The sequence below is a fragment of the Flavobacterium sp. YJ01 genome, from assembly GCF_029320955.1.
GTDB lineage: Bacteria > Bacteroidota > Bacteroidia > Flavobacteriales > Flavobacteriaceae > Flavobacterium.
This window is the reverse complement of the sequence record NZ_CP119757.1, coordinates 883,582-905,877: the sequence shown is the minus strand read 5'-3', so window position 1 is coordinate 905,877 and position 22,296 is coordinate 883,582. Positions and strand designations below refer to the sequence as shown.

The 22,296-nt window shown below is 33.7% G+C and carries 19 protein-coding genes; 8 read left to right on the top strand and 11 right to left on the bottom strand.

What is annotated here, in order from left to right; all coding sequences use genetic code 11:
• Positions 1-7 precede the first annotated feature (7 nt).
• From lpxD to prfB, 3 genes are all read right to left on the bottom strand, one after another.
• Positions 8-1,006 (bottom strand): UDP-3-O-(3-hydroxymyristoyl)glucosamine N-acyltransferase, encoded by a 999-nt coding sequence (gene lpxD / locus P0R33_RS04060; protein ID WP_276174296.1) that lies wholly within the window; start codon positions 1,004-1,006, stop codon positions 8-10.
• Positions 1,007-1,334: 328 nt separating this feature from the next.
• Positions 1,335-1,781, bottom strand: a complete 447-nt coding sequence (gene msrB, locus P0R33_RS04055) for a peptide-methionine (R)-S-oxide reductase MsrB (RefSeq protein ID WP_276174295.1) — start codon at positions 1,779-1,781, stop codon at positions 1,335-1,337.
• A gap of 95 nt (positions 1,782-1,876) precedes the next feature.
• Positions 1,877-2,975, bottom strand: a protein-coding gene (gene prfB, locus P0R33_RS04050) for a peptide chain release factor 2 (protein ID WP_276174294.1) whose coding sequence is annotated in 2 segments (ribosomal slippage) — positions 1,877-2,911 and positions 2,913-2,975 — 1,098 coding nt in all. Because the reading frame shifts where the segments join, the coding sequence is not laid out codon by codon here.
• Between the two features lie 151 nt (positions 2,976-3,126).
• Between prfB and P0R33_RS04045 the strand changes: the two genes are divergently transcribed.
• Complete coding sequence (locus P0R33_RS04045) at positions 3,127-4,146, top strand: GntG family PLP-dependent aldolase (RefSeq protein ID WP_276174293.1); 1,020 nt, start codon at positions 3,127-3,129, stop codon at positions 4,144-4,146.
• A 131-nt stretch (positions 4,147-4,277) separates the two neighbouring features.
• Here P0R33_RS04045 and P0R33_RS04040 read toward each other — a convergent pair whose 3' ends face one another.
• Positions 4,278-4,598 carry a YbaB/EbfC family nucleoid-associated protein gene (locus P0R33_RS04040; protein WP_276174292.1) on the bottom strand — a complete coding sequence of 107 codons (321 nt, stop codon included), beginning with the start codon at positions 4,596-4,598 and terminating at the stop codon, positions 4,278-4,280.
• 69 nt (positions 4,599-4,667) lie between these two features.
• Here P0R33_RS04040 and P0R33_RS04035 point away from each other — a divergent pair, with 69 nt between their 5' ends.
• The 4 genes from P0R33_RS04035 (at position 4,668) to P0R33_RS04020 (ending at position 10,450) form a co-directional block, all read left to right on the top strand.
• Entirely contained in the window at positions 4,668-6,803 is a 2,136-nt protein-coding gene (locus P0R33_RS04035; protein ID WP_276174291.1) for a S9 family peptidase, read from the top strand.
• A gap of 71 nt (positions 6,804-6,874) precedes the next feature.
• Positions 6,875-7,915 (top strand): cysteine synthase family protein, encoded by a 1,041-nt coding sequence (locus tag P0R33_RS04030; protein ID WP_091491556.1) that lies wholly within the window; start codon positions 6,875-6,877, stop codon positions 7,913-7,915.
• A 339-nt stretch (positions 7,916-8,254) separates the two neighbouring features.
• The gene (locus tag P0R33_RS04025) at positions 8,255-9,157 is read left to right on the top strand and encodes a LamG-like jellyroll fold domain-containing protein (protein WP_276174290.1); all 903 of its coding nucleotides are present in this window, start codon (positions 8,255-8,257) and stop codon (positions 9,155-9,157) included.
• A 399-nt stretch (positions 9,158-9,556) separates the two neighbouring features.
• Positions 9,557-10,450, top strand: coding sequence for a LamG-like jellyroll fold domain-containing protein (locus P0R33_RS04020; protein WP_276174289.1), 894 nt, complete (start codon positions 9,557-9,559; stop codon positions 10,448-10,450).
• Positions 10,451-10,490: 40 nt separating this feature from the next.
• On the opposite strand, the gene P0R33_RS04015 is transcribed toward P0R33_RS04020, so the two are convergent.
• The 4 genes from P0R33_RS04015 to gcvT all read right to left on the bottom strand — a co-directional run bounded on the left by P0R33_RS04015 (position 10,491) and on the right by gcvT (position 15,411).
• Positions 10,491-10,694 (bottom strand): hypothetical protein, encoded by a 204-nt coding sequence (locus P0R33_RS04015; RefSeq protein WP_276174288.1) that lies wholly within the window; start codon positions 10,692-10,694, stop codon positions 10,491-10,493.
• A gap of 393 nt (positions 10,695-11,087) precedes the next feature.
• Positions 11,088-11,801 (bottom strand): YebC/PmpR family DNA-binding transcriptional regulator, encoded by a 714-nt coding sequence (locus tag P0R33_RS04010; RefSeq protein ID WP_184164613.1) that lies wholly within the window; start codon positions 11,799-11,801, stop codon positions 11,088-11,090.
• Positions 11,802-12,105: 304 nt separating this feature from the next.
• The gene (locus tag P0R33_RS04005) at positions 12,106-14,142 is read right to left on the bottom strand and encodes a carboxy terminal-processing peptidase (protein WP_276174287.1); all 2,037 of its coding nucleotides are present in this window, start codon (positions 14,140-14,142) and stop codon (positions 12,106-12,108) included.
• Positions 14,143-14,328: 186 nt separating this feature from the next.
• A complete protein-coding gene (gene gcvT / locus P0R33_RS04000; protein WP_276174286.1) occupies positions 14,329-15,411 on the bottom strand; it encodes a glycine cleavage system aminomethyltransferase GcvT in 1,083 nt (360 codons plus the stop codon).
• 351 nt (positions 15,412-15,762) lie between these two features.
• On the opposite strand from gcvT, the gene P0R33_RS03995 reads away from it, so the two are divergent.
• From P0R33_RS03995 to P0R33_RS03985, 3 genes are all read left to right on the top strand, one after another.
• The gene (locus tag P0R33_RS03995; protein WP_276174285.1) at positions 15,763-16,611 is read left to right on the top strand and encodes an NAD(P)H-hydrate dehydratase; all 849 of its coding nucleotides are present in this window, start codon (positions 15,763-15,765) and stop codon (positions 16,609-16,611) included.
• A gap of 431 nt (positions 16,612-17,042) precedes the next feature.
• Entirely contained in the window at positions 17,043-17,822 is a 780-nt protein-coding gene (locus P0R33_RS03990; RefSeq protein ID WP_276174284.1) for a HipA family kinase, read from the top strand.
• Positions 17,812-18,195 carry a DUF3037 domain-containing protein gene (locus P0R33_RS03985; protein WP_276174283.1) on the top strand — a complete coding sequence of 128 codons (384 nt, stop codon included), beginning with the start codon at positions 17,812-17,814 and terminating at the stop codon, positions 18,193-18,195. The genes P0R33_RS03990 and P0R33_RS03985 overlap by 11 nt, the downstream gene beginning before the upstream one ends.
• Before the next feature lie 304 nt (positions 18,196-18,499).
• Here P0R33_RS03985 and P0R33_RS03980 read toward each other — a convergent pair whose 3' ends face one another.
• The 3 genes from P0R33_RS03980 to P0R33_RS03970 all read right to left on the bottom strand — a co-directional run bounded on the left by P0R33_RS03980 (position 18,500) and on the right by P0R33_RS03970 (position 22,079).
• A complete protein-coding gene (locus tag P0R33_RS03980; RefSeq protein WP_276174282.1) occupies positions 18,500-19,006 on the bottom strand; it encodes a GNAT family N-acetyltransferase in 507 nt (168 codons plus the stop codon).
• Between the two features lie 178 nt (positions 19,007-19,184).
• Positions 19,185-20,717 (bottom strand): carboxypeptidase, encoded by a 1,533-nt coding sequence (locus P0R33_RS03975; protein ID WP_276174281.1) that lies wholly within the window; start codon positions 20,715-20,717, stop codon positions 19,185-19,187.
• 687 nt (positions 20,718-21,404) lie between these two features.
• Positions 21,405-22,079, bottom strand: coding sequence for a hypothetical protein (locus P0R33_RS03970; RefSeq protein WP_276174280.1), 675 nt, complete (start codon positions 22,077-22,079; stop codon positions 21,405-21,407).
• Between the last annotated feature and the right edge of the window lie 217 nt (positions 22,080-22,296).

The window sequence follows — 22,296 nt, the reverse complement described above, 5'->3', positions numbered from 1 at the left end:
GTTAATTTTATTTTTTTGTAGCACAAACCATTCGTTTCAAGATCGCCCATTGTTTTAATGCATCACGAGCTTCAACGGCAGGATAACCTAGCATTGTTTTTCCCGCAGGAACATCTCCTGTAACTCCAGAGCCAGCACCAATTACAGCTCCATCTCCAATACAAGTATGGTCTTTTATAGATGCGCTTCCGCCAATTATAACTCCGTTTCCTAAAGTTACAGAACCTGCTAAGCCACTGTTTCCAGCCATAATGCAGAACTTTCCAAGTTTACTATTATGTCCAATTTGAACTAAATTATCGATTTTACAGCCATCTCCTAAAATTGTAGAGCTAAATTTTCCGCGGTCAACACAAGAATTTGCACCAATCTCTACACCATTGCCAATAATCACATTTCCGATTTGCGGAATCTTTACTAATCCTTTTTCCGTACAAGGACGAAATCCGAAACCATCTGCACCAATTGTAGCATTTGGGTGAATGATACAATCATTTCCAATATGGCAACGCTCACGAATAACACTTCCAGACCAAATAATGGTATTTATTCCGACTGTTGATTCGTCTAAAATAGTAACATTTGGGTAAATTACTGCATAAGCGCCAATTTCTACTTTTGGACCAATGTAGCAGCCGGCACCAATTTTAGCGCCTTCGCCAATTATAGCGGTTTCGTCTATTGTTGCAGTTTTATGAATATTATTATGAAAGATTGGAGCTGGCAGGGCAAAAAGGGCTAAAATCTGCGACATTGCCAAATCGGCATTTTTTACTTTTATAAAAGCACGATTTTCTCCAGGTTCAATCGAAATATCTTCGTTTACAACAGCAATCGAAGCATTGGATGCCGACCAATATTTTTCGTATTTCTTGTTTCCAATAAATGAAATTGAAGAAGTGGTTGCCTTTTCTAATTGTTCGGTAGCGGTAATAGTTTGCGAAGTAGTGCCGTAAATTACGCCATTAATAACTTCATTGATTTCTTGAATTGAATAGGATCTCATTGACAAATTTTAATCGACTTAGGGTTATTTTTTGCCAAATAAAATGAATTAGATTTTAATTACCTAATTAATTTTTCGTGTTTCTTAATAATTGTTTAAAATAAAGATGTGATTTTTGAAAAATTAACATTAAAAATATTAATTAAGTAAGAGTTTTTTAATGCGTAGATAGGCTTTTGATTGAATTTGAAACAGAAACCTCAATTTATGGTGGTAAGAAAATAAATAATTTAATTGTTAAGTGATAGCTTACATTTGTTTTGTTAAATCATTTATTTAGTGATGATTAAAAAAAAGCGATTCACTATTTTAGGAATCGCTTTTGTAATTATTCTTTGATTTTTGATAATGAAACTGCATTGATACAGTAACGTAATCCGCTTGGCGGAGGTCCGTCAGGAAAAACGTGACCTAAATGTGCATCACAAACATTGCAGACAACTTCAACACGAACCATTCCATAAGATCTGTCAGCATGGTAAGCAATTGCATTTTCTTTGATTGGTTGTGTAAAAGATGGCCAGCCCGTTCCTGATTCGAATTTTTCGCTAGCATCAAACAGAACCGTTCCGCAGCATTTACATTCATAAATTCCAGGATCAAACAAACTGCATAATTCAGAACTAAAAGATCTTTCAGTTCCTTTTAAACGAGTAACCTGAAATTCTTCTGGAGATAAGATTTGTTTCCATTCTTCCTCCGTTTTTTCCACTCTCTTTTCAGGAGCTGGATTTCCTTTATTTGTAAAATGAATTACATCTGCCCATTTTATCATAACTTTTTTGTTTTAAAGTTTCAGGTTTCAAATTTACTGTGACGGTCAACTGAGATTGATCAAAAAAAAACTGAATACTGAATACTGAGACTGTTTTACTCTTCCTCTTTCTGTCCCATCATCATTAGATAAGCTTTCAAGAAAGGATCGATATTTCCGTTCATTACGCCATCTACATCGCTGGTCTCGTAACCTGTACGAACGTCTTTTACTAATTTATAAGGCTGCATTACGTAGTTACGAATTTGCGAACCCCATTCGATTTTCATCTTTCCGGCTTCAATATCAGCACGTTGTGCTTGTTGTTTCTTTAATTCGATTTCATACAATTGAGAACGAAGCATTTGCATAGCACGTTGTCTATTATCTTGTTGAGATCTCGTTTCAGAACATTGAATCTGAATTCCAGTTGGTTTGTGAACTAACTGAACTTTAGTTTCAACCTTATTTACGTTCTGTCCACCAGCACCACTCGAACGAGAAGTTGTAATTTCAATATCGGCAGGATTAATGTCGATTTCGATACTATCATCTACAAGCGGATAAACGTAAACAGATACGAAAGAAGTATGACGTTTTGCGTTACTATCAAAAGGAGAAATTCTTACCAAACGGTGAACACCATTTTCTCCTTTTAGATATCCAAACGAATAATCTCCTTCGAATTCTAAAGTTACGGTTTTAATTCCAGCAACATCGCCTTCCTGAAAGTTAAGTTCTTTTATCTTGTAGCCATAACTTTCGCCCCACATCATGTACATACGCATTAGCATTCCTGCCCAGTCACAACTTTCTGTTCCTCCTGCACCTGCTGTAATCTGAACCACAGCACTTAAACTGTCGCCTTCATCAGAAAGCATGTTTTTGAATTCGATGTTTTCAATATGCGATTGTGCCGAATCATATTGTTCGTCTAATTCCTCAACCGTAAGTTCTCCTTCTTTATAAAAATCATAAGCAAGCTGTAATTCTTCTGTTAGAGAAACGGCTTTATCATAATCTTCAATCCATTTTTTCTTGTTTCGAAGATTTTTTACAATGTTTTCGGCATCTTTTGGATTATTCCAAAAATCGGGTGCAAAAGTTTTTTCTTCTTCGTTTGCGATTTCGATTAGCTTGGCATCAACGTCAAAGATACCTCCTCAACGCACCAAGGCGCTCCACAATACCTTTTACTTGTTCGGCTGTTGTCATAAATTAATTAATAGGTTTTATATTTTTTTTAGAATTATTACGTTAATTTGGTCTAGAGAAACTAGCGAGTTAAATTTTACTAAATCTTGCTGAGAATAACTATAAGTAATACGTAATTTTGCATACAAAAATAAGATATAGTTTTTAGAATATGGAAATAAATTTAATCAGCGATACCATAACCAAGCCTACTTATGAAATGCTGCAGTATATGTTTAACGCCCAAGTCGGCGATGATGTATACAAACAGGACCCAACGGTGATTGAATTGGAAAACAGAACAGCAGAGTTTTTTGGTATGGAAGCTGGGCTTTTTTTTCCGTCTGGAACTATGGCAAATCAGACTGCAATTAAACTTCATACACAGCCTGGAGAACAATTAATTGCTGATAAATATGCTCACGTTTATCATTATGAAGGAGGAGGAGTTTCTTTTAATAGCGGCGTTTCTTGCTGTCTTTTAGATGGAAATCGCGGAATGATAACTGCTGCGCAAGTTAAAGCTGCTATAAATGATCCAGAATTTTATCATAGTCCGCTAACGAGTTTGGTTTGTGTAGAAAATACAACCAATAAAGGCGGTGGAGCTTGTTACGAATTAGAAGATTTAAAAGAAATAAAAAAGGTTTGCGACGCTAATAATTTGAAATTTCATTTGGACGGCGCAAGAATTTGGAATGCCTTAGTAGCTAAAAGACAGAATCCTAGAGAATTTGGTGCTATTTTCGATACAATTTCGGTTTGTTTGTCTAAAGGTTTAGGCGCTCCAATTGGTTCTGTATTGCTTGGAAGTAAAGCTGATATTTACAGAGCGTTGAGAATCAGGAAGATATTAGGTGGAGGAATGCGTCAAGTAGGATATTTAGCAGCAGCAGGATTATATGCTTTAGCTCATAATATCGAAAGATTGGCAGAAGATCATCGCAGAGCAAAAGAAATTGCAAAAATCTTAAGCACAAAACCTTGGATAGCATCCATCGAACCAGTAGAAACTAATATTTTAATTTTTTCTCTTGCAGAAGGTTACAGCGACCAACTATTGATTGAAAAATTAAAACAGAAAAATATATTAATAAGTTCTTTAGGTCATAATAAACTTCGTATTGTAACGCATTTAGATTATAAAGAGGTTATGCATACATATGTACTAGAAACACTTTCGAAGTTTTAGAGAGAAGGTTCAAAGATGCAGAGGTTCAAAGGAATAAAGGTTAAAAAAAAGAGGATGTTTTTAACATCCTCTTTTTTTTGTGGCAAAGAAAGAAAACCTTTGAATCTTTGCAACTCAGAACCTTTGTCCCTTTATTTAAACAAATTATCCATTCCAGGAATAGATGGCATGTCCATTCTTGCAACAGCGTCTAATTCTCTCTCGTTTACGTTTGTAGCTTTTTCAATTGCTTTGTTTAAAGTTACAATCAGGTAATCTTCTAGTTGCTCTTTATCTTCTAGTAAAGAATCATCAATAGAAAGTGATTTTATTTTTCTGCTTGCTGTAATAGTAACTTTTAATAATCCGTCAGCGCTTTGTTCATCAATTAAAACAGTATCTAGACGCTTTTTAGTATCCTCAATTTTTTGCTGGGTTTCTTTAAGTTTGCCCATCATTCCCATTAAATCCATTTTTGTTGATTTTTTAAATTATTTCAGACAAAATTAGTATATTGCTGTATTAATTCAATAGAATATTTTATGAAAAAATTAATTTTGTTCTGTTGGCTTTATACTATTTTTGCGACTTCATATTTAAAAATTAATGCTCAATCAATGCAAAATGATATATCGGCTCCAAAGGCTAAAATAATTCCAAAAACACTAAAAAAACATAAAGAATCCAGAGTTGACAACTATTTCTGGCTGAATGACAGAGAAAATTCAGAGGTAATTGATTATCTAAATCAAGAGAATGCTTATTATGAGAGTATGACTGCTCATACCAAGGATTTAAAAGATAATCTATTTGAAGAAATGAAAGGGAGAATAAAAGAAGACGATTCTTCAGTTCCGTATTTTTATAATGGATATTTTTACATTACGCGTTTTGAAACAGGTCAAGATTATCCAATTTTCGCAAGAAAAAAAGGAAGTCTTTCCGCTGAAGAAGAAATTCTTTTCAATTGTAATGAAATGGCAAAAGGACATGCTTATTTCAAATTAGGAGGTTTGAGTATCAGTCCTGATAATAAATTTGCCAGTTTTGGAGTGGATATTGTCGGAAGAAGAATTTATACTATTCAAATTAAAAATTTAGAAACTGGCGAAATTTTAGCAGATAAAGTAGAAAATGTTACAGGAGCTTCAGTTTGGGCAAATGATAATAATACTATTTTTTATGTTAGACAAGACGAAACGACGCTAAGAGCAGACAAAGTTTTTAAACATAAATTAAATACAGCTTCAGATAAAGATATTTTGGTTTATGATGAAATTGATGATACTTTTAATGTGTCTATCAGTAAAGAAAAGTCAAAAAAATATATTGTTATTGGTTCTGGAAGCACATTGACGACAGAATATAGAATTTTGAATTCTAATAATCCAGATGGAGAATTTGCTGTTTTTCAGCCACGTGTACGTGGGTTAGAATATAGTATTTCGCATTACGAAGATTCGTTTTATATTTTAACTAATAAAGATAAGGCGACGAATTTCAAGTTGATGAAAACTCCTGAAAACAAAACGGGAAAGAAAAACTGGGTAGATCTTATTCCGCACAGAGAAGATGTTTTATTGGAAGATATCGAAATCTTTAAAAATTATTTAGTTGTAGAAGAGCGTTCGAACGGATTAAACCATATTCGAATCATGCCTTGGAATGGTGAGGCAGATTATTATCTTCCTTTTGGCAGTGAAACATATAATGCTTACACAACAACAAACGTAGATTTTGACACCGATATTTTGCGTTATAGTTACCAATCATTGGCAACGCCGTCTTCTATAATTGATTTTAATATGAAGACTAAAACCAAAGAAATCTTAAAAGAACAACAGGTTTTAGGCGGAAAATTTGATAAAGATAATTATGTAGAAGAACGAGTTTGGGCAACGGCAAGAGACGGCGTAAAAGTGCCAATTTCGATGATTTATAGAAAAGGATTAGAGAAAAATGGCAAAAATCCATTGTTGCTTTATGCTTATGGTTCGTACGGAATTACAATGGATACTTATTTTTCTTCCACCAGATTATCACTTCTTGATCGCGGATTTATTTACGCAATCGCGCATATTCGAGGAGGTGAAGACTTAGGAAGACAATGGTACGAAGATGGAAAACTGTTAAAAAAGAAAAATACCTTTACAGATTTCATCGATTGCTCTAAATTTGTAATAGACCAAAAGTATACTTCTCCAGAGCATTTATATGCGGAAGGAGGATCTGCAGGCGGACTTTTAATGGGAGTTATTGTTAATGAAGCTCCAAAATTATATAATGGAGTCATCGCTCAGGTGCCTTTTGTAGACGTAATTACCACAATGCTGGATGACAGTATTCCGCTTACAACCGGAGAGTATGACGAATGGGGGAACCCAAATAACAAAAAATATTACGATTATATGTTGTCGTATTCACCTTACGATAATGTAAAAGCGCAGGAATATCCTAACATGTATGTGTCTACCGGATTGCATGATTCGCAGGTACAGTATTGGGAGCCAGCTAAGTGGGTTGCAAAATTGAGAGATTTGAAAACAAATGATAAACTTTTGTTTTTAGATACGAACATGGACGCAGGTCATGGCGGGGCTTCGGGACGTTTTGAGGCTTTGAAAGACTTAGCAAAAGAATTTAGTTTTTTGTTAGATTTAGAAAAAATTAAAAGCTAATTAGATTTTTTTTGTTAAATTTGCAACCTATCAAGGTTAATTTAAAAAGGCCTTTGATTAACTATTTTTTTATGAAAGAAGAAATAACCGCTTATAATAATGTTTTAGAGTTAATAGGTAACACCCCGCTTATTAAACTAAATAAAATCACCGAAGAGTTAGAAGGGAATTTCTACGCAAAGGTAGAAGCTTTCAATCCAGGTCATTCCTCAAAAGATAGAATAGCATTGTATATTATTGAAGAAGCCGAGAAACGAGGAATTCTTTCGCCAGGAGATACCATTATTGAGACAACATCTGGAAATACAGGATTTAGTTTAGCAATGGTAAGCATTATTAAAGGTTACAATTGTATTTTAGCAGTAAGTTCAAAATCATCAAAAGATAAAATTGACATGCTAAGAAGTTTAGGAGCTAAAGTGTATGTATGTCCAGCTCACGTTTCTGCAGATGACGAAAGATCATACTATAATGTAGCAAAACGTTTACACGAAGAAACAAAAGGATCAGTTTATATTAATCAATATTTTAACCAATTAAATATTGATGCTCACTACAACACTACAGGTCCAGAAATTTGGGAACAGACAAAAGGACAAATTACGCACTTAGTTGCTTGCAGCGGAACAGGAGGAACTATCTCTGGAACTGCAAAATTCTTAAAAGAAAAAAATCCAAATATTAGAATACTAGGAGTTGATGCTTTTGGATCTGTATTGAAAAAATACCACGAAACAAAAGAATTTGACAGCAAAGAAATTTACCCTTATCGTATTGAAGGTTTAGGTAAAAACTTAATCCCGTCAGCTACAGATTTTGATATTATTGATAAATTCATGAAAGTAACCGACGAAGAAAGTGCTCACTCTGCAAGAGAGATTACTCGTAAAGAAGGTTTATTTGTTGGATATACTTCTGGAGCAGTAATGCAAGCTATTAAGCAGTACGCAGAAGAAGGCGAGTTTACAAAAGACAGTAACATTATTGCTATTTTCCCAGATCACGGTTCTCGTTACATGAGCAAAGTATTTAGTGATGACTGGATGAATGAACAAGGTTTCTTTGATAGTGTTAACGAAGAAGAAGCTCAAAAAATTGAATTTGTAAAGTAAGTTTTTTACTTTCTAAAATATTAAAAAACTCCATTCTTAATTTGAATGGAGTTTTTTTTGTTTTTCACTTTAGGAAACGGTATGTTTTATATTTTAAAATATTGATAATTTACCGTATTAATACGTAAGAAATTATTAATCTATTTAATTTAAACTTATAATTTTAATAATATTTAAATAAAGCATAAAACCGTATTTCAACGATAAAAACAATTGAAATTCGTTGTTTTAACGAGTATTTAGGTAAGTTGTCGGAATTTTTTTCGGCAAAATTCATAATAGTCTAGTTTAGCACTATGTTAAAATAACATGAGTGTTTAATCCCAAAATCTAACTATTATGAAAAAATTACTACTTACACTATTGTTTGTATGTTATTTGAATGTTAATGCGCAAACACCAATTCAAGAATTTAATTTTAATGGTACTTTAAACAATACCGCAAACACAATCTCATTTATGGGAACCGATAATTTTGTGACGGATAGGTCAGGAAATGTAAAAGGTGCTCAAAGACTAAATAATAAAGCCTTAGAAGCTGTAATTGATAACGTTCCTCAAGGAAGAGCAGCAAGAACAATTAGTATCTGGGTTAAATTTAATGATATCGCTAATGCCAATTATATTTGGGGTTATGGAAATGCTTATAATGCGCAATATTGCGGTTTATTACAGCAAGGAACGTCTTCTTCTAACTCAGATTTGAGTTTAGCAGCGTGGGGAGCTTCTAATGATGTTATTGTTTCTACACCGCTTGAAAAATATGTTTGGTATAATTATACGATTACATATGAAGGAGTTACTTCAAAAATATATCGTGACGGAAAATTGTTAAAGTATTTAGAGGGAATGACTAGATCTACAAATGGTAATGTTTTTAGATTAGGAGAAATCAATACGACAATCGGAATTAATGCTGATGTAGACGATTTAAAAATTTATGATTTTGCAATGACTCCAGATCAGATTAAAGATTTGTATGAGAAAGAGAAACCGGTTCTTTCGGTTGCTACAACTCAAGTTGAGCAAACAAAAGCTACTGTGGTTAAAGGAAAAATTGTTAAACCAGCAAATGGCAACATTATAACGTCAGGCGATGTTAATACAACAAAAAGTGTTGAGATATATTCTCAGGGGCAAAAATTAGTGGGTGGAAATGCGATGAATATTAATGATCTTCCAGAGGGTACTTATTTGTTGAAAATAAGCACTAATCCATCTAAAAAAATCACATCTAAATAAAATGGCTTTACTTAATTTTAAATATTAGTTTTTTATTGCGAAAGCAATTAATTTTTTTGAAATAGTGAATAAAAGTCTTCTAGGAAGCTAGAAGGCTTTTATTGTTTTTGTTCTAATCTAATTTTTTTTAAAAACGAGATGTAATATTTTCTTAAAATAAGTTTTAGGAACAATTAATTTTTTTTGCCTAATATCGCTGAAAGGCATGTAAAATGATTTTTGTGAGAATTCGTTATTTATGTGTAGGAATTATTTGTTGGTGTTGAATTAAAATTATAGATTTAACAAAAATTATGAAAATTGTAAAAGGAAAAATTTGACTATTCATTTTGATTATTTAAAATTTTCATTACCTGATATTTGCCGTTAACTTCTTCTATTCTGATAAAAGCTATAAATATGAAAAAAATATTACTCACGTTAATGTTTGTAAGTTTTTTAAATTCAAATGCACAAAATCCTGTACAGGAATTTAATTTCAATGGAAATTTAAATAGTGCTGATAATTCAATTTCCTTTTTAGGAACTCCTGTTTTTGTAAATGATCGGAACGGAATTGCAAAAGGTGCATTGAGATTGACAAATAAAGCTCTTCAGGCTGTTGTAGGCGAACTTCCGCAGGCAAACAAACCAAAGACAATTTCTGTTTGGGTAAAGTTCAATACAGTAAATACGGCAAATTATATTTTTAATTACGGAGCGCCAGTAAATGGACAATATTTTGCATTAATACAACAACCTGCAACTTCAGGTCTTTCAGATTTAAGTCTAGTTGGTTGGGGAGATGCAAATAATCTCGTGGTTTCCGTTCCTCTTGTAAAAGAAACGTGGTACATGTACAGCGTTACTTATGAGGGAAATGTCTCCAAAATTTACCGTAATGGTGAATTATTAAAAGCTGTAGAAGGAATTCAGCGTTCAGCAAAAGGTTATATTCTAAGCCTTGGAAAATTAAATACGGCAACTAGTATAAACGCAGATATTGATGATCTAAAGTTATACAGCGTAGCAATGACAGATGAGCAAGTTTTAGAAGCGTATAATAGTTCTAAACCAACTATTGTAGCGCCACAAACAACTCAAGTTGCAAATACACCCAAAAAAGCCGTCGCTCCTTCAGCAAAAGCACAGCTAGCTCCTCCAGTTGTTGCTTCTTCGGCAGAAACTAAAGCTAAAAATATCGAAGTTTATTCTGAAGGAAAAAGAATATTAGAAACAAATACAATTAATATTGGCGATTTGCCAGACGGAACATATCTGATAAAAATATCAAATTCGGCTGCTAAAAAATAAGCAAAAAAAAAAGCCTTCTGAATTTTCAGAAGGCTTTTTTTTATCGTTTTTTCTGCTGTCCAGGAGCGTAAGCTTTTGCGCTTTTATCTCCATTCATTTTTTTGGCTTGTCCAGGTGGTATTTTTTTTCCTGTAGTTGGAGTAGTGTTTGTATGCGAATGAACACTGCAACTGATTACACTTAGTAATAAAAATAAAAGAACTAGTGCTACGACTGCAATTCGAGTAATTTTAGATGTTTGCATTTTTTTAAATTTGAGGTTGCACAAATATAGTAGCAAATAGGTCACTTTATTAATCGGATCTTAGTTTAAAGTGATTTTAAATAGAATTTCTTTACTAAATTTTGATTGCCAAAAATGGTTTTCTTTAAATACGTGTAATAAAGAAAAAGCCTTCTAAAATCTAGAAGGCTTGTATTTTTTTAGCTAATTACACTGATGACAATAAATAATATCACTAGAGCTATTACAGCAAATTTCATAAATTTTGAGGATTGCATAAATGTAGGTTTTAAATTAATCTATTTCTGATATTGGCAAATATAATTTTTTTATTGAATTTAAAAAGTTAAAGTTCTTTAAAACAAAAAAGCTTTAGAAAAATCTAAAGCTTTTGTATCAATTAAAAGAAGTGAACTATGATTCTTGCATAGTATGATAAACGTTCATAACATCATCATCTTCTTCTATTTTTTCGATTAGTTTTTCAACGTCAGCGATTTGAGCTTCAGTTAATTCTTTTGTGATTTGCGGAATACGCTCAAAACCAGAAGATAGAATTTCTAAACCTCTGTTTTCTAATTCTTTCTGGATAGCACCAAAACTTCCAAAAGGAGCGTAGATTAAAATTCCGTCTTCGTCTTCAAAAACTTCTTCAGCACCAAAATCGATTAATTCTAATTCTAATTCTTCAGCGTCAAGTCCGTTGTTAGCAATTCTAAAGTTGCAAGTATGATCAAACATAAACTCAACAGAACCTTGAGTTCCCATTGTTCCGTTGCATTTGTTGAAATAACTGCGAATATTAGCTACAGTTCTGTTATTATTGTCAGATGCTGTTTCAATTAAGATAGCAATTCCGTGAGGAGCGTATCCTTCAAACAAAATTTCTTTATAGTTAGCAGTATCTTTATTACTTGCATTTTTAATTGCGCGCTCCACATTGTCTTTTGGCATGTTGGCAGCCTTCGCATTTTGTATTACAGCTCTTAATCTAGAATTGGCGTCTGGGTTTGGACCGCCTTCTTTAACAGCCATAACGATATCTTTACCGATTCTGGTAAATGTTTTGGCCATTGCAGACCAACGTTTCATTTTTCTTCCTTTTCTAAATTCGAACGCTCTTCCCATTTCTAATAATTAGTTTTTGTGATGCAAAAATACGGTTATTCCTTATTTTTCCAAAAACAAAATTGCTCTTTTTTTATTGTTTTATTTTGTTTGAAGTTTTAGGTTTCAGGTTTCAGGTTTAGTGGATTGTGTTGAGTTTAAACGCAAAGTGCGCTAAGGTTTTTGTTAAAAATTCATTTCTAAATACAAAGTTCGCAAAGCTATATATGTATTGCTTTGCGAACTTTGCTGTTTTCTGAAAATTAGCTTAAATTTTCTTAGCAAACTTTGCGGTTAAACCTGAAACTTTAAACTTGAAACCAATCTATTTAGCCCCGCTGTTAAATTCGTTGATAATATTTACAGCTTCATTAAGATACGGATTCTTTTTAAGATTGTCCATTTGATATTGATTAATTGTTTTATCGGTTGGATAAGCACCTAATAGAAATTGATTAATACTTGAATTGTAAATATCTAACGGATTGTTTTCATCATTAAACATGTTAATCTCTGTCCAGAGAGCATCAAAAGTCTTTTTCTGCTTAAAAATAGCATCCAATGTCATCGGAAGTTCTGATTTTGGAGTATTTATAAGCTGATCTATTTTAAGATTAACTTTCTTGATATTATTAAAGAAATAATTATCAGCAAGTCTTGTCGAGCTGTTTTTAGCTATTTTGTCAATCAAATTACGTTTGACATATGTTCTATACTTCAAAAAAGGCTCAATGCTGTCATTTTTCAATGCTGTCGGAAAATCGCTTTCTTTCTGATAAATATCTTCATAAAATTCAGGAAGAACAACATCTGGTGTTACGCCAACATATTGATGGCTTTTTCCTGTAATTCTGTAAAATTTATTAATCGTAATTTTTAAGAAATCTGTACTCTTGTCTTCTTCAAGCGGAAGAATAGTCTGCATAGTTGCTTTTCCGAGCGTATTGCTCCCTAATAATAAAGCACGATTATAATCTTGCATAGTTGATGCAAAAAACTCGCTCGCCGAAGCCGTATTGCTATTCACTAAAACAACAATCGGACCTCTGTAAATAACACCTTTTATTGGATCGTTAATTACAGCTTTATCTTTTTTATTATCAACCACGATAGAAATCGGTCCAGAATCTACAAACATTCCAGCCAATTTTATCGCTTCTTCCATCGAGCCTCCGCCATTATCAATTAGATCGATAACAAGACCTTTCACGTTATCTCTTACTAATTTTATCACTTCGTGAGCAACATCATCAGCGCAGCCTTTTTGACTATTTCCGTCTAAGTCTGCATAAAAACTTGGAATTTTGATATATCCAACTTTACTTTCCTTTCCAATCATGAAACTGAAAACCGAATTTTCTTCGTCTTTCATTACTTGTTTCTCAATATAAACATCAAAACTTTTACCTGAATTACGTTTCAAAGTCAATGTAATATGTTTGTTGGTTTCCGATAAAATCATGGTTGAGATGGATTCTAACGAAGCGCAAGAAACCTGTAAAGTTTCTTTTTGATTAGAAATTGAAATAATCTGATCTCCTTTTTTTACCTGTCCAGTTTGATAAGCAGGACCTTTCGGATCGACCTCATCAATAATAATTTCATTTTTTTCATTTAAGTTAACAGTCATTCCGAGAGATAAATGTTCCTTGGACAAAGAAGCCATAAAACTGTTTTTAGAATCATCGCTAAAATAAGCCGTATGCGGATCAAAATAAGTGCAAAAGAAATTATATAATTTTTCTTCCTGTTTTGTATTGCTTTCTAATAAAGTGCTAAAACGACATATTTCGTTGGTTACAATCTTACTTTTTGAAACAGTTTCAATAGATTTAAAATTGGTTTTTAAAGAATCTAAATTGTCGCTCATTTCGGCGATATCATCTAATATTTGATAGCGTAATTTTTTAATCCAGACTTTTTCTACGTCTTCTTTTTTAAGATAAAAAGCAAAAGACTTTTTGTAAAAACGAATCGTGTCTTTTTTATCGTAATCGATCGGTAAAGTCTGAATTTTTTCTAATACTTTTTTAGTCCGCAAAAGACCATTTGTATAAGTAGTTTTGATTTCGCTAAGAAAACTGCAATCGTTTTTTAGAATTAAATCATCTAAATTATAGCGATATTTTTTTGCCATTTCGTCATATTCACTTTTCAAAAAAATGTTACGCGAAGGATCTAATTCGTTAATGAGATTATCAAAAACGAAAACCGATAAGCTGTCGTCAACAGGTTTTGGTCTAAAATGTTCCGTTTGAACAAGGGCATTTATTTTGTTTAATATTTCACAAGTTTCTGCACTGTTCTGACCAAAAATGAAAGTTGATGTCAGCAAAAATAGGAGTAGTGAAACCTTTTTCATAAACGGAAATTCAATGTTTACCATTAAAGTTACACTAATTTTTTTAGAAAATACCGTATTTTTCTTTAAATATCGACAACCAAAAGTTTTTTTCCGTCGAAAAGACAAATTATAAAAACGGCTTTAAAACAAAAAAAGCATTACTTTTTACGGTAATGCTTTTTTGAAATATATGAGTTTGAAAAATTACTTTTTATAAAAAGGCAATTTTACCACTTTAGCAGCAACATCATTTTTTCTGATTCGAATAAAAATATCACTATCAATCGCGCTATTTGCAACAGTTACATATCCTAAACCAATTCCTTTATTCATAGAAGGCGACATAGTTCCAGAAGTTACAATTCCGATCACTTCGCCAGAAGCGTCAACAATTTCGTAGTCGTGTCTTGGCACCGCACGTTCCTGCATTTCAAAAGCAACTAATTTTCTGGTAACTCCAGCTTCTTTTTGTTTTTTAAGCGCTTCAGAATTAGTAAAATCTTTAGAAAATTTAGTAATCCATCCTAAACCAGCCTCAAGTGGAGAAGTAGTATCGTTAATATCATTTCCATACAAACAGAATCCCATTTCCAGACGTAAAGTATCACGCGCCGCAAGACCAATTGGTTTAATTCCGAAAGATGCTCCAGCTTCAAAAACTTTATTCCAAATTGCTTCAGCATCAGCGTTTTTGCAGTAAATTTCAAAACCTCCAGAACCAGTATATCCAGTAGCAGAGATAATTACATCATTAAAACCTGCAAAATCGCCCACTTCAAAATGGTAATATGTAATAGCAGATAAATCAACAGAAGTCAAAGATTGCATTGCTTCAACCGCTTTTGGCCCTTGAATTGCCAATAAAGAATAGTCTTCAGAAATATTCTTCATATCAACTCCCAAATCATTGTGAGATGAAATCCAGTTCCAGTCTTTATCAATATTCGAAGCATTTACAACTAGTAAATACTGTTCTTCTTTCATTTTATAAATAATCAAATCATCAACAATTCCGCCTTCATTATTAGGAAGACAAGAATATTGCGCTCTTCCAATTGTCAAAGTTGAAGCATCATTAGAAGTTACTTTTTGAATCAAAGCCAACGCATTTGGACCTGTTAACAAAAATTCACCCATATGCGAAACGTCAAAAACGCCCACACCATTACGAACCGTTTCGTGTTCAGCATTAACCCCTTCGTAAGTAATTGGCATGTTATAACCAGCAAAAGGAAGCATTTTTGCTCCTAAACCTTCATGTATGTGCGTAAGCGCAGTATTTTTCATTGTGTTGTTTTATAAAATTGTTCTGCAAATCTATTCAAAAAATATCTAATTTGAATGCCTTAAATTATAAATTTCGCAATAATCAGGAGCTATTTCCTGCTATCCGCTATATCTTTTGCTTTTTAAAGAAAAAAGCAAAAGGATGTCGCTTCTATCAGGGCTAGGGGCGATCGGTAAAAAGAAATGTTTATGCTTTCGATTTTTTCTATAACTTTAATATATATAATTATAGTTTTCAAGTCTAGCTATGTTTGTTAAAACAAGTGAAACGCCTTTATTCGCAAAGAAAAGCTATCCCGAAGCGTCGGGACTATGTGTTTAAAAATTAACCGCAACAAGTAAAGAAGCCAAATGAAGTCTCCATATTTAATCACAAAAGAAGAAATTCTAAAAATATACAAACCTATAAATCCGCACGCACACAAAGGAACACAAGGTCACGCCGTAATTATCGCTGGAAGTTACGGGAAAATAGGAGCGGCCGTTTTAGCTTCAAAATCCTGTTTAAAATCCGGTTGCGGACTCGTAACGACTTTTATGCCAAAATGCGGTTATCAAATTCTTCAAATTTCCATTCCAGAAGTAATGACCGTTACCGATGAAAATACCAATTTTATCACCAATATTCATTTACCTTTAATTTCGCAAGCAATCGGAATTGGCCCAGGAATCGGAAAAGAACTCGGAACACAAAAAGCCTTATTCGAATTTTTAAGAATTAACAAAGCGCCTTTAGTCCTTGATGCCGATGCTTTAAACATTATTTCAGAAAACTTATCTTGGCTGGAATTAGTTCCCGAAGACACGATTCTAACACCTCATCCAAAAGAACTAGAACGTTTAATCGGCAAATGGAATTCTGAATCAGAAAAATTTCAGAAAACAATTGCATTTTCAGAAAAATACAAAGTTATTGTCGTTATGAAAGGTGCGCCAACATTCATTATAAACAGAACTTCAGTCTACGAAAACACAACAGGAAATGCGGCTTTAGCAACCGCAGGAAGCGGTGACACTTTAACTGGAATCCTCACAAGCCTTCTCGCGCAAGGCTACGAACCAAAATATGCCTCAAAATTCGGAGTTTATCTTCATGGATTAACAGCAGATATTGCTTTAGCCAAAACAGGTTACGAATCTTTTATTGCTTCAGATATTATTAAGAATTTAGGAAAAGCTTTTTTGAGTTTAGAAAAGTAATTTTAACGCAAAGCTCGCAAAGGTTTTTTGCAAAGTGCGCTAAGTTTTTAAGAAGCTTTGCTTTTTAAGTTCGTAAAGCTTTGTTCTCATTTTTTGTCATCCTGAGCGAAGTCGAAGGATCGCAAAGATATTCCTCAAAGTTTAGTTTCTTTGTCGAGCTACTTTCATCCCTTCGACTTCGCTCAGGGTGACAAGCTGGATGTCACACTCGACAATTAAATCTTTGGGAACTTAAAAAAAACAAAGCAACCTCAAAAACTTAGCGCACTTTGCGAAAAATCTCTGTGCTCTCTGCGTTAAAAAATCTCATCCCAATAAAAAAAAATCTAAAATCTAAACTCTAAAATCAGAAATCTAAATTCGTAAGTTTGTAACATCAAAGATTAGAAACTTAGCAACTCAGTTTCTTAGCATCTTAGAATCTTTTAAAAATGAAAAACTTCGATCTCAGAACGGTAAACGTCATGCGATATATAACGCCACTGCGTGAAGGCGGTTCTTTACCCGCTTTGGCAGAAGCCGATGACGATTTTAAATACGTATTAAAATTTAGAGGAGCTGGACACGGTGTAAAAGCTCTTATAGCCGAATTAGTAGGCGGGCAAATAGCAAAAGCTTTAAAACTGCAATTACCAGAATTAGTATTCGCAAACCTCGATGAAGCTTTCGGAAGAACCGAAGCCGACGAAGAAATTCAGGATTTACTGCAAGGAAGTCAGGGATTAAATTTGGCGCTTCACTTTTTATCGGGAGCAATAACTTTTGATCCTGCGGTTACAACTGTCGATGCAAAATTAGCGTCGCAAATTGTTTGGCTCGATGCATATATTACCAACGTAGACAGAACTTTCAAAAACACCAATATGTTGATCTGGCATAAAGAATTATGGCTTATTGATCATGGAGCGTGTTTGTATTTTCATCATTCTTGGAACAATTGGGAACAACATGCTAAAAGTCCGTTTGCATTGATTAAAGATCACGTTTTATTGCCACAAGCTTCGCTTTTAAAAGAAGTCGATGCCGAGTTTAAAGCGATTTTAACACCAGAAATTTTAGAAGAAATTGTAAATACGATTCCAGAAGATTGGCTTCAGTGGGAAGACGCAGACGAAACGCCAGAAGGATTGCGAAACGTTTATTTACAGTTTTTAAAAACAAGATTAGAGAATTCAGAAATATTTGTAAATCAGGCTCAAAATGCAAGATAATCACTTATACGAATATGCTGTTATTCGTGTTGTGCCAAGGGTAGAGCGCGAAGAATTCCTGAATATCGGAATCATTTTGTTTTGCAAAAAAGCCAAATTTATAAAAGTTCTTTTTCATTTAAATAAAGAAAAAATACAAGCACTTTCTGCCGATTTCGATATCGAACAATTAGAATGCAATTTAACTTCACTAGAAAAAATCGCAAGCGGAGCCAAAGACGGTGGTCCAATTGCAGAATTTGAAATTCCTGAAAGATTTAGATGGTTAACGGCAATTCGAAGTTCTGCAATTCAAACTTCAAGACCTCATCCGGGTTTGACTCAAGATTTAGAGAAGACGATTCAACGTTTGTTTACAGAACTTGTTTTGTAGTAGGTTAAAAAGATATAGTTGCAAAGGAACAAAGGATTTGATTTATGCTATTATCCCCAATCTTGTCATTTCGACGAAGGAGAAATCTCCGTAAGTAACTCCACAACGAGAATCCAATCTTTGTCGAGTTACTTGCGGAGATTTACTTCGCCTATTCGCTTTTGCTCGGGTCTCCTTCGTCGAAATGACAATATTGCGATAAAATCATTTTAATCCTTTTAATCTGTGGCATAAAAAAGACGCACTTCAGTTCGTCTCTACAGAAAACCTTTGTCCCCTTGCACCTCTGTTCCTCTGAACCTTATTAAATCTTTTTCTCCAAATAAATAAACTCCAAAGGTTCATCAGAAACCGTAACATGAATTTCACTTTCAGGAAAAGCTTCTCTTTCGCCTGTGTCAACATAACCGTGACGTTTGTACCACGCAATAAGTTCTTCACGAACCGAAATGACCGTCATAATGATACTAGATAAACCAAGTGCTTTAGCATGATTTTCGGCTTCGGCCAAAAGCTTTTTCCCGATTCCACTATTTTGAAGTTCTGGCGAAACGGTCAGCATTCCTAAATACAATTGATTTCCTTTTTCTACCAACAAAACCGAACCGATGATTTTGTCATTCTCTGTAAATTTCAGAATCGTATTTTTTGGATCAAGAAAGATTTCGGTCATTTCCTCTTCATCGGTTCTTTTTCCTTCTAGTAAATGCGCTTCGGTTGTCCAGCCTTTTTTAGAGGTTTCGCCTCTGTAGGCTGAATTTATTAAAGTTGTTAATGCTGGAATGTCTTCGAGTAATGCTTTTGTAATCATTAGGTATTAAAATGAAATGTATTTTATAAAATTATATAGAACAAAATTACATTAGAAAAATGGCTTCAGCCTAATCTTTAACTTTTTTTGGCTAAAGTCGAATTTAATTTAAAAACAAACCTCCAGCTAAAGCTGGAGGCTATTGATTTTGTATTTGTTGTGGACAAAGAAATTATACTTAATATTTTGCAGGTTCGCTCGGTTTAGGCAACGATTGCTTTATAAATGTTCTGATGTCTTCATTTGCAGTTTCTAAATCGGCTTTTCTTAAATACATCATATGACCACTTCTGTAACCTTTCCATGACATTCTATTGTTTAGTCTTCCGCTTGGATCCATTTGCCATAAATCATATTTTGCATTAAAGTAATCGCAAGCACCGTCATAATATCCAGATTGCACCATTACATGCAAATAAGGATTTTGTGCCATCGCCTGTCTTAGATTTTCTCCTGTTTTATCATTAGATCTGTCCCAAGGATGTACAGAACCAAACATATTGTATTTAAAATCAGTTTTATAATTCAAATTATTGCGCAGATACAGATTGATAGAAGGCGTAAACGAATGCAACCAAGAAGTAAGTTCGGCATTAAAATCAACGCTTTCTCCAGAATCCTTGCGGTCAATTCCTTTGTATCTTGAATCAAGTCTTCCAATCGTAAAACCTTGATCTCTTAACAATTCTTTCCAGAAATAATCATAAGGAACGTCTAGATTGTTTTGCAAAATAACTTTTTCTGAAATACCAGAATAGCGTGCCATTTTAGTGGCAATTTCCTTTCTTTTTTGTTCTTCTAAAGAACCTCCTTTACTCAATGCAGGAAGAAGCTCGTTTATGGTGAAATTTTCTACTTCTGGCAGCATATCCGTTAAATCTTTGTTTTGAAGGTCTGGACTTAGCATTTTATGATACCAAGCCGTAGCAGCAAAATAAGGCAATTTAAGAGCGGCATCAGAAACAACTCCACGGCTTATTCCTAAATCTGTTGGAGATACTAAAATTACTCCGTTAAGATACATCCATTGATTGTTTTGCAATTGAAGCGCTAATCCCGAAACTCGAGTAGTGCCATAACTTTCGCCAATAAGATATTTTGGTGAAGCCCAACGATTCGATCGAGTTACAAAACCATTGATCCAATCGGCTAGGTATTTAATGTCGGCATTTACGCCAAAGAATTTTGAATTAGGGATTTCTTTGCTTGTAGGTCTTGAATAAGCTGTATTAACCGGATTTACAAAAACGATATCAGCAACATCTAAAATCGAATAAGGATTTTCTTTTATTCCGTAAGGTTGCAAAGGATATCCTTCATCATCAATATTTAATAAACTTGGACCTGTATAAGCAATCTGCATCCAAACCGAAGCAGAACCAGGACCGCCATTAAATGAAATCACTAAAGGGCGAGAATCGCGATCTTTTACATCAGAACGCTCATAGTATGTATAAAATAATCCCGCAATTGCTTTTCCATCTTCATCCCAAACAGGCATAGTTCCTGTTGTGGCTTTGTACGAAACTTTTTGACCTTTTATTGTTGTGGTATGATTGGTTACGACTTGATAATCTGGATTAAAAGTAAGATTAGAAGGAGAGTTTTCTTCTTTTGCAATTGGAGGTGTAGGAGTAACTTTTGGTTTTGATTCCTGAGAGTAGGCAGTTAAAAATCCAACTAAAAGAAATGAAAGTAATATCTTTTTCATAGAATTTGGGTGTGTTATTAGATTTTTTAAAGATATAAAAAAATAATAAGCGGTATTTGCTAGCGCAAGCGTCTCGCTCGTAAACGTTCCAATTGGCTTTTGATTACTTTGTGTTCACGAGCGGGACGCTTGCGCTAGCGGAGGAAATCTGGACCTGCGTAGATTTTATATTTTTTGGAACTAAGAAATAATAGATTAGTAAAGTAGATGCTGTGTAGATGCTGTGCGAAGTCTCCTGACTTCGTAACCGCAACTATATTCCGTTCCTATTGTTACTTTTGCTTTGTGGATAATTGGAACGGGTACGAAGTCAGGAGGCTTCGCACAGCGATTCTTGCAAATAATTAAGAACACTTCGTAGAGCGAGGAAATCAGGACCTGCGTAGATTTTATATTTGTTGGGAACGAAGAAATAATAGATTAGTAGATGCTGTGCGAAGTCTCCCGACTTCGTACCCGCAACTATTCCGTTCCTATTGTTACTTTACTTTGTGGATAATTGGAACGGGTACGAAGTCGGGAGACTTCGCACAGCGATCCTTGCAAATAATTAAGAACACTTCGTAGAGCGGGGCGGAACGCTCTAGCTAGCCAGAGATTAATCGGAACGTGTATGAAGTTGGGAGACTTCGCATAACGATTGTAATATTTCGTATAGCAAGTTGTGCGTTGTTTATTACTACTGTTTTAATTAGAGTCTAAATCTTGACTATTTTTTGAGCCAATAAAAATTTGTAATTTAGTTCCTTCTTCCATTATCTGTTCTTGGAAGTGTATATCGGATGCATTAAATATTTTCTTTATTTTTATAGCTTCGGTGTCATTTTTATTTTTGGTTAATAAATAGACCCCAACCCCTGTGTAAGTGGAAAATCCGATACCAGAATTGACTTTCCATCCTGCAAACTCAAATAGATTTTTGAATTGGGTTGCATAAGTTGCACCTTCACCATCCCCAAGAGAACTTGAAATATGAATTTCTTTATTGGAGAGTTTTTTTAATTCAGCTATTAATTTATTTACATTCTGCGTAGGTATACTTCTAGGTTTTATTTTATCCTTTAAAATTATTAATTCCTTCTCTGCGTTAGCTGTTTTTTCCTTTTGTTCTTCTACTTTTAATTCAAGTTTTTTTGCTCTTTCATTTGTATTAGCTGCACTAACTAATGCATTGGCAGCTTCTTCTTTAGCTTTTTGAGCGGAAGCATTCGATTCAGCAATCTTACTTTTCAAACGTTCTTCTTCAATTTTTTTTACAGCGTCAATTTTTGAGCCGTAAATAAGACTTAATACTGCAAATAATGCTGCTAATACCCCAAAAAAAGTAATTCCTATATCTAAACTTAGTTTTATTTTTTCCATTTTCTGTATGGTCATAATTTACCAGTTTTTTGCATTTAAATAATTACTTTGTAGTCAGCTGATTGTCAAATTTGAAGATGTAATACTCTTAAATAACGCACAACTCATGTGTATGAGAAACAAACCTTCGCATGCACACTTAAATTCGGGTAGATAAGTGAAAATTTATTTCGTTTTCTTACTTTTCAAATATATGTATTTTTTATTGCCAATTTTT